Origin of the sequence: Rhizobium sp. RHZ01 (assembly GCF_014851595.1) — a bacterium.
Taxonomy (GTDB): domain Bacteria; phylum Pseudomonadota; class Alphaproteobacteria; order Rhizobiales; family Rhizobiaceae; genus Rhizobium; species Rhizobium altiplani.
The window spans coordinates 22,939-36,653 of record NZ_JACUZZ010000015.1; the positions used below are offsets into that span (position 1 = coordinate 22,939).

Consider the following 13,715-nt stretch of genomic DNA (forward strand, 5'->3'; position numbering starts at 1 on the left):
GGAGACCCAATGTTCGAACTGATCATCAGGAAAGCGAACCTCCCCGATGGCCGCACCGGGATCGACATTGCAGTGGAGAACGGAAAGATTGCTGCCGTCGAGCATCAGATCCAGGCGTCTGCCGGCACGGAAATCGATGCAACGGGCCGGCTGGTGACGCCTCCCTTCGTCGATCCCCATTTTCATATGGATGCCACGCTGTCACTCGGCCTGCCGCGAATGAACATCTCCGGCACGCTGCTGGAAGGCATCTCGCTCTGGGGCGAGCTTCGTCCGTCATTGACACAGGAGGCGCTGGTCGATCGCGCCCTGCGCTACTGCGACCTTGCCGTAAGCCAGGGCCTTCTTTCCATCAGAAGCCACGTCGATACGTCCGATCCACGTCTGGTAACCGCCGAGGCTCTGATCGAGGTTCGAAAACGGGTAAAACCCTACATCGACTTGCAACTCGTTGCCTTTCCGCAGGATGGCTATTACCGGGCGGAAGCCGGCGTCGAGTCACTGAACCGTGCCCTCGACATGGGGATCGACATTGTCGGCGGTATTCCGCACTTCGAGCGAACGATGGAAGACGGCCGCGCGTCTGTCGAGGCGCTGTGCAGGATCGCCGCTGATCGTGGACTTCCGGTCGACATGCATTGCGACGAGACGGACGATCCGATGTCGCGTCACATTGAAACGCTGGCCGCCCAGACTGTGCGTTTCGGCCTTCAGGGACGTGTTGCCGGTTCCCACCTTACCTCGATGCATTCGATGGACAACTACTATGTCTCAAAGCTCATCCCGCTGATGGCCGAGGCCGAAATCAATGTCATCCCCAATCCCCTGATCAACATCATGCTACAGGGCAGGCACGATACATATCCCAAGCGCCGCGGCATGACACGTGTGCGTGAACTGATGGATGTCGGGCTAAACGTCTCCTTCGGGCAGGACTGCGTGATGGATCCCTGGTATTCGATGGGCTCGGGCGACATGCTGGAAGTCGGACATATGGCGATCCATGTCGCGCAGATGGCCGGCATCGCTGACAAGAAAAAGATCTTCGACGCCCTTACGCTGAACTCTGCAAAGACGATGGGTCTTGAAGGTTATGGCATGATGAAAGGCTGCAACGCGGACTTTGTTGTCCTGCAGGCAGCCGACCCGATTGAGGCATTACGGCTCAAGCCCACCCGGCTTTGGGTCATCCGCCGGGGCAAGATTATCGCTCAATCAAAGCCACGGATCGCCGAATTGTCTCTCGATGACCGGCCCACAACGATCGACAGCGGTCGCGATTACGTCCCGATGACGTCCTCGTGAGGGCCGAAACGTGCTCGTCCCTCGAGCCGCGCTTTGACAGATATCAAGGAGGATTTTTCGGAACGCGATGGACTGACCTCATCGTTCAAGGAGGGAAGTCCATGGAGTCGAAGTCGACCCGGCTGATAAGTGCCGGACGCAGCGTGGATGAAACCTTGAGGCAACATACAACTGATGTCGCCGCCGATATGATTGTAATGGGCGCCTATAACCACCCAAGGCTACAGCAACGCCTTTTCGGCGGCGTTACGCGCTCAATGTTGAAGGACAGAAACATTTCGCTTTTCCTGTCTCGTTGATGGGACGGCTCGCTGCGAGCGATAATCCATCTGCTTCCGGTGGCCATGAAGGAACAGTGACGACGCCATCGGAGGCGCGCCCTTCATCGCTCCCTCTGTTGCGCCAGCTAGCTCTCGTGAAGTGCCCCTGACCAACGTCAGGTCTCGTCATCCAGTTCACTGGTCTGCCGGGGTGGATTCAAGTATCCTTAGGCCCTCTTCGCACTGCTCCTGGCCATAACACCTGTCCGCTAATGGGCCGATCGCGGTCATTGCGAAGCCCGCTTTACGTCCCAATTCCGACCACACGATGATATCCCTCAACGCTCGTGGCGGTTGCTTCCGACTTACCTGGGCAATCTTTCCGTGACTATGCCTCCAGCAAGTCGGGTCGAGGCACTTGCCACCAGTGTGTCCACGCGAACTGACCGAACCGTGCAATCACGTAGACGACAACTGCGGTCGCAATCAGCAATTCGAAGACCGCCAGCCCGTGGGTTTGGTCGATTAGTTTCTGTCGGATTTGCCAGACCTCCAGCTGATCGGCAGTTTTGAAAAGCGCCGTCGCCCCGATGACCAAGGGGAAAGTGTAAGCCGAAAACCCGGGCGAGAACGGGAGCGCAAGCAATCGTACGAACGCGACATACACAATGGCAGTCATCAGCACCGAGATTCCCATCAGCAGAATAACTGGCAATGGTTGCGGGTCGTCGACCAACGACAAATATCCTGTCAGCGACAGGCTGGCCGGGGCCGCGAGGACCGCCAGCGTCGGCATAGCTGTAACCGCAACGTTCTCCGCAAAGATGAACCGGTAAAACATTACCGGCAGCATCAGCGCGTAGATAACCATCCCGAAATACAACGCAGTAACCGCCAACAAGAACAAAGGTCCTTCGTGCGGGCCTCGATAGGACACGGCGGCAACAATGACGCCGACCGGGGGAATAAACCAGCTGGGCACCATATGCGGCAGTTCGAACCGAACCGCCATTCTGTTTCTGGCAAACAACGCCAAGAAGACAACATGCATGCACAGCCCGAACAACCATAGCAACGCCCCGGCCAGATGATTGGACTGCCAGAGACTTATCGAGACAAGCATCCAAGCCATTGCATACGTAGCGACCACACCGCCCACCACGGGATTAGCGAGGTCGCGGGAAAGCGTTTTCGGGTGAAGGACGAACCGCACGCTCAGCAGAATGAGCAGAAACGCAGCAATCACGGCACCGGTTTCGGCAAGCCCAACGCCAGGAAGCAGATTTTCCCACGACAAGCCAAGGCTCGCGATGCCAAGCGCCAGCCCTGCTACCGGCGTTGGAAAGCTTCTTATTCGTTCTGACAGGTTCTTGAATCCATTTGCGGGCATTGTTTTGCCGCCACTCTTGGTTGGCTTAGCCTGAGCGCAGCAATCGTAACGGTCGAGCCTATACTCTGCAATGGCGATGACGTCCGCTATGCGGCCAAGAGCGTACATTGCAACTGAAATGACGTTAGCGGAAATAGCCAACCACCGTCATGGCACGATTTTGCTACGGCTGATCCCCTCCTCGCCAAAGTCGAACGGTGTCTTGCAGTCGCAGGTCACGAGCGTCCCCCTGCCCTTGCCAGCGACCTCGCAATATCGACAATATCGTCGCGGCCAGCGGTTGGATCCTCTTTGTTCCAGGCGATCCCAAGCCCGATCCGGAAGTCGATCCCGCTTACCTTCTTCAGCTCGAAGCCGCGATTGGGAAGATCAAGCGTCCATTCCGGCGCAAAGCCGATGCCAAGCCCGGCAGAGACCAGCGACACCAGCGCATAGGTGTCATCGCAGCTGAAGGCGATGTTGGCGGTGAGGTCGTATTCGGCAAACTTCTCATTGAAGTAACGTTCGGTGAACGACAGGTTCTGCCGGTTAAAGGCGATGATCTTCTGAGTGCGCAGATCATCGATGCTGATCTCGTCCCTGGCTGCCAGCGGATTGGCATGGCCGACCGCCAGGTAGTAGCGCTCATGCGCAAGCGAGACGAAGCGCAAGGAGCCGATGTTTTCCACCGGGCGGATGAAGCCCAGATTGAGCTGGCCGGTCTCCAGGCCGCGGATGATCTCGCTGGTATTGCCCGACGCAATATGGATGCGGACATCCGGAAACTTGCGGGCGATCTTGGCAAGGAAGGTTGGCAGCATGCCCATGGTGGCGGGGTAGATGCTGCCGATCCTGATCTGGCGGATGCGGCTGCCGCCGGCTGCCCGCGTCAGTTCGGTGGTCAGGTCGATGTCGCTCAAGATCCGCACACAGCGATCGTAAAAGGTTTCCCCTGCCCTGGTCAGTTCCACCCTTCTGGTCGAGCGGATGAACAGCGGACAGCCAAGCTCCCTTTCCAGCGACATCACATGGTTGCTTAAGGCCGGCTGGGCAATGTGCATCCGGGCTGCCGCCCGACCGAAGTGCAGTTCCTCGGCCACCGCTTTGAAATAGGTGAGTTGGCGTAGTTCCACCGATTCGTTCCTCTGCTCGCCATGTGAGCATGGAGAGTCTATCGTTATTTGTATAGAATAGCCAGTTATTTTATTCCCAACAGAATGATCAGGTGGGCGGATGTCGCCACGTGATCTACTCGCTTGGAATGTGAAGAAACTTCGAGTTCGCCGAGGCCTCTCCCAGGAGCGCCTTGCGCTTGAAGCGGGATTGGAGCGTGTCTCAATCTCTCAACTCGAGCGGAAACAGGTGAATCTCGGAGTCGATTCTTTAGGAAAGATTGCCTCTGTATTGCACTGCAAGATTTTTGAGCTGTTGCTCGAACCGACAGAAGGAGAGCGACCGCCTCAAAATTTGCGTCGCGGCCGTCCAACGAAATAAGTGATTCAACCCCTGAAGCGACTGATGGAATTGAGCCGAACCTAACAAGTCGTCCACCGGCTCATAACCGCTTGGTTGGGGGTTCGGGTCGCTCTGGGCCCACCACTTCTTCCAGGGATTTGTTCCCTGCGGCCCGTGTCGCCGGCATCCGCTGGCCGACAGGCTAAAGGCTTACTTTTGCCTACTGTCACCGGAATTATACGAGGAATGGCGGGCGCCGGCGTCCGGCTTGGTCACCCCCTCCGATCAGCCCAGACGTTCCGGCGTTGTGACGTTTGCCTCACTTCGGTCGCCGCCTTTACCCCTTAGGGAGGCACGTCGCGCTCGCAAAGAATGCGTCGTCGCTGACGGCTTCCATCGCTGGCAAGCACAGCGGTTGATCACGGCGATTCCCTAAAGGGCAATATCTGCATCATCTAATACACTGTAGAAAATGGTTGGAAGAGTGGAAGTCCTCTTCTGCAAGTCGAGGGTCACCTACGGCCGTGAGCCGCGTCTTTACCGGAGCAGACCAGCCATTGGGTAGTGAACTGGGTGCCGCCGAGAAAACCCTCTTTTGCTTTGACTCGTCTTTCAACCAACCTTGGCCGTCATCGAGGCGGCCCCCAGAGGGAGGCATTCGAAATGAGACGGACCACGAAGCTGATAACAACCGCAATGGCGGTCGCGGGCAGCCTGCTTGCGAGTACCGCGACAATACATGCGCAGGAGGAGAGGAAGCCCAACATCCTGTTCATCATGGGAGACGACATCGGATGGATGCAGCCGAGCATCTATCACCAAGGCCTCGCGGTCGGTGAAACCCCCAATATCGACCGCATCGGCCGGGAAGGCGCGAAGTTCATGACCTACTATGCCGAGCAGAGCTGCACGGCAGGGCGGACCGCGTTCATTACCGGCATGCAGCCGGTGCGCGTCGGCATGGTTCTGCCGGAGATTCCCGGAAGTCCGTCCTACCTGCGGGCCGGCACGCCTCACCTCGCCAAGTTCCTGTACGATCTCGGCTACTCGACAGGGGAATTCGGCAAGAACCATCTCGGAGATACCACCGAATCCCTGCCGACGGCACACGGGTTCCAGGAATTTTGGGGCTATCTCTATCACCTCGACGCCATGCAGGGGGTGAGCTTCCCCGACATCAACAAGACCTCAACCGAGCAGGGGATCGCGCCACCTTGCAGGAACACGCCCATTCCTGGCATGGCGGAAGATCCGGCGGCGGTGGATGCAAAAACCACGACCTGCCTGACGCCGCCGCGTCCAATGCTCGCGTGCACATCGTCCGACGGGTCCCCGGCCAACCAGTCATGCAAGGACGCAGGGCCACTGACGCTCGAGCGCTCCAAGACGGTTGACGAAGAGATCTCCGCCAAGGTCATCGATTTCCTCGACCGCAACGACCCGAAGAAGACCAACAAGCCGTTCTTCGTCTGGTACAACCCCGCGCGCATGCACATCACCACCGTGCTGCCGGACAAGTACCTGAACATGGTGGGTGAGCAGGGCGGCAAGGACTGGGGCGTCAACGAAGCCGGGATGAAGCAGATGGACGACAACATCGGCTACGTCTTGAAGAGGCTCGAGGAGATGGGCGAACTCGACAATACCATCGTCGTCTTCACGACCGATAACGGCGCCGAGACGATCACATTCCCGGACGGTGGCACCACTCCGTTCAAGGGCGGAAAGCTCAGCACTTGGGAAGGCGGCATGCGTGCACCGCTCGTCGTTCGCTGGCCGGGGCACATCGAGCCCGGTACGGTCAAGAATGAGATGTTCTCGGCCCTTGACTGGCTGCCGACCTTTGTGAATATCGCCGGTGGGCCCAAGGGGGACGGCCTGAAAAAAGAGATCGAGGCAGGCAAGTATCCTGGCATCGTCAAGACCACGCTCGACGGGATTGATCAGCGCGACTTCCTGGAAGGCAAGTCGCCATCCAAGCGCGACTCGTTCCTGTACTATTCCGGCAAGGAGCCGTCGGCAGTCCGCTACAAGAACTGGAAGATGTACTTCGCCATGGTCTCAGACGATCCGGCTGGATTCATCGGCGGCGTGCAGCCTTACGCCTGGACGCAGGTCGTCAACATCAAGCGCGACCCGTTTGAAACCTCGGTCGGACAACAGTTGAAGACGCTCTTCGGTACAGGCGGGGCCATCGCGTCACCGTCCACCGCCTATGTCTATGACTGGAATATCCTGCCCATCGGCCAGCAGTTGTGGCTGAAGCATCTCGAGACCTACATCGACTTTCCGCCGCTTCAGAGCCCTGCAAGCTATAATCTGGAGCAAGTGATGCAGCAGGTCCGCGAAATGAAGACTGGTCACGACTGACGCGCAGGCGAATAACGACATTTGTAGCGGCCGTCACATGGCGGCCGCTATATCACTATGCCCAACTGCAGAGGGCCGAACGATGAGCGATTTCACCCAAGCAGATCATGATGAACCGCGGTGGGCTCCGGTGCTGGCAATCCTCGGGGTGTTTGCCTTTCTGGAGGTGCTGCCGCATCACGTCTACGCCCTGCCACGGTGGATATCATACGCGGTTCTGGTGGCAGCCATTGTGCCGATGGTCCTTGTCACGCTTTCCAGCGACAATGCCGTGTGGCTGCGGGTCGAGCATGTCGCGATCATGCTGCTCGCCGGTGTTTACGCGGGGAATACGGCAGCGGAGCTTGGCGACATGGTCGGGATCATCACCGTTCATCCGCCCGAGACGCGTTCGGTTTCGCTGTTGACGTCATCCTTTACGATCTGGATCAGCAACGTCCTGACCTTCTCGCTGCTGTACTGGCAGATCGACGCGGGTGGTCCCGCGCGCCTCGCGCGTAGCATGGCAGGACGACCCGACTGGCTTTTCCCGCAGGCGTCGGCTCCCGAACTAGCCGCGCCGGACTGGCGACCGCTCTACGTCGACTATCTTTCCCTCGCGTTCAATACGGCGGCTGCCTTCAGTCCCACCGACGTGCTGCCGATGACAAGACGTGCGAAGGGACTGATGATGGTCGAAAGTGCCATTGCTCTGTTGACGCTCGTGCTCGTGGCTGCGCGCGCCGTCAATGTCATTCCGTAGCGGCGCATTGTTCGTGCCGTCGAGATCGAAGGTGCCTGATGTCAGTCGAGGCCGATCAGCTTTCAACAATGATCAATCACGCGGTGGCGCCCGCGTTCATGCTCAACGGCGTCGCGGCGATGGTGGCCGTGCTCGTCAACCGGATCTCCACCGTTACCGAGCGGATCAGAAACCTGCGTGAGATCGATGAAGCTGATCTCGTTCGAGCCAGGCTAAAGCAGGAGATCGGCGAACTCAGGCGGCGGGAGCTGCTCTTGAACAGTGCCTTGCACCTCGCTGTCCTTGCCGGGATCGGGGTGACGCTGTTACTCCTCTTCGGCTTTGTCGTGGCATTCTTGGGGTACCGCCACGAACCAGGCGCCGCCGTGCTTTTCATCGCGTCGCTTTGCTTTCTGGCTGGATCCCTGTTCCGGTTCCTGCAGGACATCAGGCTCTCCCAAGGCGAGCACAAAGATCGTCAGTTGCGGTGATAGATCGAACTGTGCGGGTTCGCCTTCACTAGAAGTGGAAGGCTACCCCTATGATCGGCCCCTGCTGGACGACGTCGAAGACAAAACCGTCGTCCTCGTAGTTGACGCCTATGGCTCGGTATCCGGCCACTGCCGAGATGGTGTCGTTGAACTTGTAGCCGAGGCCGAGGCCCACGTCCCAGTCGACGTCGGCGCCGCCACCGCCCACCAGCCCCCATCCCGTGACATAGATTTCCGAGGTGAAGAAGTAGTTTCCGCGCAGGCCCACGACCGCGTCCGCCCACGTGGCGCTGTCATCCCGTTCCACTCCGGCCAGAAGTCCGCCGTTGAATGAGATGTCCGTCTCCACCGACCAGACTTTCACGCCGCCGAACACGTCGAGGTGGCCATTCTGATCTTCGAGTATGGCGTAGCCCACGCCTAGAAGTCCTGCAAAAGTCTCCGACGTCACTCCGACGCTATCGGCGAAGATGCCGCGCGGCGTGTGCGCATCGGCCCCCAGCTTGACGTAGACGATGTCGCCGACAATGCTGTAGCGGTCATAACGTGCCTCGGCCGTAGCCATGAAGGCGAAGTCGAGATTGTCGAGAATGTCGCCAAAATCGGCATCGATCTTGACCTCGGGAAGCCCGAATTGGCGCACGTTCCCGGAAATTCCGGCAGCCCAGAAGTAGGGCGCCACGGTGAACTCCCAGCCGCTGCGGGTCTCCACCGTTTTCGCTTCGGGTGCCAGGGGCGTGAGATCAGCAGCATCGCCGAGCGATGTGGTCGACAGGACTGCGAGCATGACGATCGCAGGCAAGTGAATGGTTTTCATGAGAATCCCCCGATCTCGTTTACCGCTCAGCATTGCTTCCGGGTCGACAGTGCGTGACGGGATTGGAGTTCGGCAAGCCGAAACGGCTATTCGGACTTGCTGGAGCCACAGAATGCCTGAAACTGTGGCTCGTTGGCCTCAGTCTTGCTTTCCTGACGGCAGGGACACGCCACGAAGGTGACGTGTCCCTTGCTGGGGATCAATAGCAAGGCGGGAACGGATAGTACCCACATTGCTGACCGTTGTAGTAGGAGTTGTAGTAGTAGGGTCGCGCTGCGGCCGCGCCCACCGCAGCGCCTGCAACCACGCCCGCGGCAACCGGAGCACCACGATACCAGGCACCGTGATAGACGGGCGCATGCCAGTATGTACCTCCCACACGGTTGATGTTGGTGTCGCCGACATGGACGTCGTCCCCCCGGAAACCGCCCGCAAAGTCTCCTCCGCGCATGTCTCCTCCGAATCTGCCTCCGCCGCCGAAGCTACCACCGGCAAAGTCTCCTCCGTGGAATCCTCCGCCGCCGAATCCTCCACCACCGAACCCTCCGCCACCACCACCGAAATGATCGATGAAGAGGGCTGCCGGTCCGGAGGCACCATTAAGGCTGCCCTCCAGAACGGTTATATCGAAGGTGAGCGTCGTCCCATCCAGTTTTGGGGTCTTGAGCGTCACGACAGCGTCGCTGACATCTGAACCGTCGCCGCCCAGAACCGACACCGTTGCGTTCGGAGGGTCGACCGCAAAGTTGTCCTTGCCGTCATCCCACTGCATGATGAATTGTTCGGTCGTCACATGCCCTGCGGCCCGAACCGGCCGATCGGCAAAGACGATCGAATTGGCCGACACGCCGGTCAGAATGAGCTTACCGCTTTCCATTTTCGCGCCAGACGAATTGAGCACCGCCAATGACGGGACCGGCCCTGTCGGCGTGACCACGCCAATCGTCTTTTCCAACGGCACGTGCGGCTTCTTCGGTGGGTCCTGGGCAAAGGCGGCGGGGCTCATAGCCACGCTTGCGAGCAGGATGAGCGTAGTCAATCGGTCGAGTTTCATGGATGTGTCCTCGCAGTTGTGACGGGGTCGTGTTGCATTACCATCCACGCCCCGTTTTGAAGTCACAGACTTCCTGGTGTAGCGATCTCCCAAACAGCAGCGCCGCTTAGTCCTTGAAGATCTTCTTCCAGTCGGTCTTCATGTCGACGACGGTCCAGCCTGTGATCGCGGCCGCATCGAGTGCCTTGTCGAGGCGGCCGAATTCGCTCTTGCGGTCATACGCGTATTCACGTTCCTCATCGGTGTGGTGAATGAGGACCCCGAGACGTGCGGGCGCGCCTGCCATTGTCGTCCACTGCAGCATTTCGAGATCCCCGTCGGAATTGCCAAACGCTGCGATGGGACGACGACCGATCTCCTGGTTGATTCCAACCGGCTTACCGGCCTTGTCATCGATGAAATTCACTTCCGGCAGACGGTACAAGGTCGGCGTGTCGTCCTGCATCTTGAACTGCGTCTTGATCGAGGAACCGATAACCTGCTCGGGCGGGACGCCGTAGACCGCCTCCGTCCATGGCCGCATGAACTCAACCCCGCCGCCCGACACGATGAACGTCTTGAAGCCGTTGGCGCGCAAGTAGGAAAGCAGCTCGACCATCGGCTGGTATACGAGTTCCGTGTAGGGTCGTTTGAACTTCGGGTCGCGGGCCGTCGAAAGCCAGTCGGTCACCACCTTCTCAAAATCAGATGTGGTCATTCCCGCATGGGTCACCATGATGAGCTCTAGCAGACCCTTTTCCCCTGATGCGGCGAGTGTCTTCATGTCGCCGTCGAGCACGGCCTCAAATGGCTGGACGTTCTGCCATTCCGGATGCTGCGGAGCGAGCGTCTTCACCCGGTCCAGGGCGAAGGCAAGTTCGGTGTACATGGGGTGCTCAACCCATAAAGTCCCGTCATTGTCGAAGACGGCGATCCGTTCCGGTTCCGGGACGAAGTCGGGCGCCCCCTGCTTTGTCACTCTCTCCACGAACGACACAATTGCCGATTTTGGCGCGGTATCATTCCAGGACGGTAGGGGATCGCTTTGCGCGTACGCGGATATTGCGAAGGCGAACGTCCCAAAGATGACGGCGGCAGCCACGTGGAGTGGCGCGTTGACAAGGTGGCGGAACATTGTTGTTACCCCAGGGCAAGAGTGGCGTGGACTACGCGTTCCTTCTCTTCCGGCATGGATCGACTCTAACGAAAGCATTCCCTCCGCGATATTGCCCTTTGGGGAATCGGAGCAACCATGAGTGGCTCTGGTGGAGCATGACACCTCAGCGACAAGGTGTTATCATCCTCCGGCTTTGGGGGTGGACCGATGGCCTTAGGCAAGGGGGAAGGTCGACTGCAGTACGCTGGCGCCTTGCTGGCACCCCTCTTTCTGACGGCCTCGGTCGTATTCGCTGCCTCTCAAACCACACCACCGCCTCTCGATCGGCCGCCGCGGGTTCTCATACTTTATCCATATGACGAAAGGATCGCTGCGACCACGGCTGCCGGGGAAGCACTGCGAGGCCGGCTCCTTGAAGCAACCAGTGGGAAGATCGATCTGTTCTCCGAGTTCCTGGACCTGTCACGGTTTCCGGAGGCTGAACATGTCCAGCGACTGGGGCGGTACATGGCAGAGAAGTATGCCATCCGTCGCCCGGACGTCGTTGTCGCGCTCGGCAAGGAGTCGGCCAGTTTCATTTCGACAAACCGGGCAAGCATCGCTCCCGACGCGAAGATAGTGGCGGCCGGTTTCGGCAACTCGACCTCTGAAAACATCGACCTTCCCGATGACGTGATCGGCGCGTTCACGACATTCGACATTCTGAAGACCGCGGAAATGGCGCGAGGTCTGCAACCCGGCGCCCGTCACCTCTACATCATCGGCGGATCATCTGAGTTCGACCAGGGTTGGCTGGCAACGGCGCGCGCCGACCTCGCCGAATTCTCCAAGTCATACGAAACGACTTACCTCGAAAACCTGACGATCGAGCAATTCATTGAACGGGCAGCCGATGTCCCTGCCGACAGCATCATACTGGCGTTGACGGTCTTCAAGGATCAGGCCGGGCGGAATTTCATACCGCGCGAAGCGATAGGAAAAATTGCTGCAACGGCCACTGCTCCGGTTTATGGCCCCTACCAGACCTACATCAACTACGGGGTCGTCGGCGGCAATACCGTCACATTTGAAACCTTGGGTCAGACCGTCGGCAACCTGGTCCTCGATGCCATTGCCGGTAGGCCGATTAAGGATATTCAAGCGCCCCAGACCTACATCGTCGACGCGCGACAACTGAAGCGTTGGGGCTTGGGGGAAAAGAACCTGCCCGCGGGCACCATCCAGATGTACAGGGAAAAGGGCCTCTGGGAAGGCCACTGGCTGGCAGTGACAGGAGCGTTTGGTGTCGTTTTGATGCAGGCCGGCATCATCGCAGCCCTCCTTCTCGAGCGACGCCGTCGCCAGGAGGCAGAGAGCAGGTCGCGACTTCACCTGCTCGAAGCTGTCCACCTGAACCAGTCTGCGACGGCGGGGGCGTTGTCGTCTTCCGTTGCCCATGAACTCAATCAGCCACTGTCGGCCATCAGAAACAACGCGGAGGCTGCTTCTGTACTGCTTCAAAATGACAGCCCGGACCTTCAGCTCATCCACCAAATCCTTCTCGATATCCAGGCAGATGATCAGCGTGCGGGCGACATCATTGGCAGGATGAGAGGATTGCTCAAGAAAAGAAGCGAGATCGACTGGCAGGAGTTCGACCTGAACGATGTCACGTCGAACGCAATCAGTATCATTCACGGAGAGGCGGAACGCAGGGGGATCACGCTCAAGACAAAGCGGCCGACGACAGAGCTACCGGTGCGCGCAGACAAGGTTCATGTGCAGCAGGTTGTCCTCAATCTGGCGACCAATGCGATGGATGCCATGACCGAGGCGGGGTCCGACAGCAGAATTCTGACGCTGGCAACAGGAGTTGTGAAAGAGAAAGCCGAGCTCTGCGTGGCCGACACGGGCAACGGAATTCCGCAGGAACGCCTGTCCAGCATCTTTGAGCCGTTCTACACGACAAAGCAGGCAGGAACGGGTCTTGGCCTTTCCATCGCGCGCGCGATTGTTGAGACTTACGGCGGAACGATCTCTGCGACCAACCGACCTGAAGGTGGCGCAATCTTTCGTGTGGCGCTCCCGCTTGCCCGAGGCGGGGAGCGACACTCATGAAACCGGTCGTCCATATCGTCGATGACGATGAATCTTACCGCACGGCAACTGCACGGCTGCTTTCCGCCTATGGCTTCGCAGTGGAGGTCTATGAATCCGGTGATGAGTTTCTTGCCCGCCTTCCAGGCTGCGAGCCGGGCTGCGTTCTTCTTGACCTGCAGATGCCCGGTCGGTCCGGCTTGCAGGTACAGCACCAACTATCCGAGCTCGCACCGCTGCTTCCGATTGTGTTTCTTACGGGGCAAGGGGACATAAAGGCCGGCGTCGACGCGATGAAGGCGGGCGCCCAAGACTTCCTGGAGAAGCCGAGTTCAGGAGCGGTCCTGATGGAAACCATCCAGCGCGCGTTGGCTCAGTATGAGAGGCGCAGGACCGAGTATGAGCGCCGGCAGCAAATGAGGACTTTGGTGGCTGGCTTCAGTGCCCGCGAAGCTGAAGTGTTTGGGCTTGTTGTCCGTGGCCATCTCAACAAGCAAATTGCCTACGCCCTTGGTATATCGGAGCGCACGGTAAAGGTTCACCGTCATCAGGTTATGGAGAAGCTCGGAGCAAGGTCGCTTGCGGAGGCTGTCTCGATTGCCGCGGACATCGGGCTCGACCACGGACAAGTACGACGTGTGACGCAAAGTGACGGCCTGCCTTCCCCTTAGGGCAATATCGAGTTTTCGACGACGCGCCTA

General features: G+C 58.9%; 12 protein-coding genes and 1 pseudogene. 8 read left to right on the plus strand and 5 right to left on the minus strand.

What is annotated here, in order from left to right:
- The first annotated feature begins 9 nt into the window (after nucleotides 1-9).
- Entirely contained in the window at nucleotides 10-1,305 is a 1,296-nt protein-coding gene (locus IB248_RS16630) for an amidohydrolase family protein (RefSeq protein ID WP_192241256.1), read from the plus strand.
- Between the two features lie 119 nt (nucleotides 1,306-1,424).
- Nucleotides 1,425-1,604: pseudogene (locus tag IB248_RS16635) on the plus strand (universal stress protein); the annotation flags it as partial.
- A 349-nt stretch (nucleotides 1,605-1,953) separates the two neighbouring features.
- Here IB248_RS16635 and IB248_RS16640 read toward each other — a convergent pair.
- A complete protein-coding gene (locus IB248_RS16640) occupies nucleotides 1,954-3,096 on the minus strand; it encodes a TDT family transporter (protein ID WP_246779255.1) in 1,143 nt (380 codons plus the stop codon).
- 74 nt (nucleotides 3,097-3,170) lie between these two features.
- Nucleotides 3,171-4,067: a LysR family transcriptional regulator gene (locus tag IB248_RS16645; protein ID WP_192241257.1), complete on the minus strand. Its 897-nt coding sequence runs from the start codon at nucleotides 4,065-4,067 to the stop codon at nucleotides 3,171-3,173.
- 100 nt (nucleotides 4,068-4,167) lie between these two features.
- Between IB248_RS16645 and IB248_RS16650 the strand changes: the two genes are divergently transcribed.
- From IB248_RS16650 to IB248_RS16665, 4 genes are all read left to right on the plus strand, one after another.
- Nucleotides 4,168-4,428: a helix-turn-helix transcriptional regulator gene (locus tag IB248_RS16650; protein ID WP_113113703.1), complete on the plus strand. Its 261-nt coding sequence runs from the start codon at nucleotides 4,168-4,170 to the stop codon at nucleotides 4,426-4,428.
- 657 nt (nucleotides 4,429-5,085) lie between these two features.
- The gene (locus IB248_RS16655) at nucleotides 5,086-6,759 is read left to right on the plus strand and encodes an arylsulfatase (protein WP_192241331.1); all 1,674 of its coding nucleotides are present in this window, start codon (nucleotides 5,086-5,088) and stop codon (nucleotides 6,757-6,759) included.
- Nucleotides 6,760-6,841: 82 nt separating this feature from the next.
- Nucleotides 6,842-7,501, plus strand: coding sequence for a hypothetical protein (locus tag IB248_RS16660; RefSeq protein ID WP_192241258.1), 660 nt, complete (start codon nucleotides 6,842-6,844; stop codon nucleotides 7,499-7,501).
- 38 nt (nucleotides 7,502-7,539) lie between these two features.
- Entirely contained in the window at nucleotides 7,540-7,971 is a 432-nt protein-coding gene (locus tag IB248_RS16665) for a DUF2721 domain-containing protein (RefSeq protein ID WP_113471327.1), read from the plus strand.
- 28 nt (nucleotides 7,972-7,999) lie between these two features.
- Here the strand turns inward: IB248_RS16665 and IB248_RS16670 are convergent, their stop codons facing one another.
- From IB248_RS16670 to IB248_RS16680, 3 genes are all read right to left on the minus strand, one after another.
- On the minus strand, nucleotides 8,000-8,788 hold the full coding sequence (locus tag IB248_RS16670) for a hypothetical protein (RefSeq protein WP_192241259.1): 789 nt from the start codon (nucleotides 8,786-8,788) through the stop codon (nucleotides 8,000-8,002).
- Nucleotides 8,789-8,987: 199 nt separating this feature from the next.
- On the minus strand, nucleotides 8,988-9,842 hold the full coding sequence (locus IB248_RS16675; RefSeq protein ID WP_192241260.1) for a hypothetical protein: 855 nt from the start codon (nucleotides 9,840-9,842) through the stop codon (nucleotides 8,988-8,990).
- A gap of 106 nt (nucleotides 9,843-9,948) precedes the next feature.
- A complete protein-coding gene (locus tag IB248_RS16680) occupies nucleotides 9,949-10,956 on the minus strand; it encodes an HAD family hydrolase (protein WP_192241261.1) in 1,008 nt (335 codons plus the stop codon).
- A gap of 189 nt (nucleotides 10,957-11,145) precedes the next feature.
- On the opposite strand from IB248_RS16680, the gene IB248_RS16685 reads away from it, so the two are divergent.
- Entirely contained in the window at nucleotides 11,146-13,035 is a 1,890-nt protein-coding gene (locus IB248_RS16685; RefSeq protein WP_192241262.1) for a HAMP domain-containing sensor histidine kinase, read from the plus strand.
- On the plus strand, nucleotides 13,032-13,685 hold the full coding sequence (locus tag IB248_RS16690) for a response regulator (protein WP_192241263.1): 654 nt from the start codon (nucleotides 13,032-13,034) through the stop codon (nucleotides 13,683-13,685). The genes IB248_RS16685 and IB248_RS16690 overlap by 4 nt, the downstream gene beginning before the upstream one ends.
- Nucleotides 13,686-13,715 lie beyond the last annotated feature (30 nt).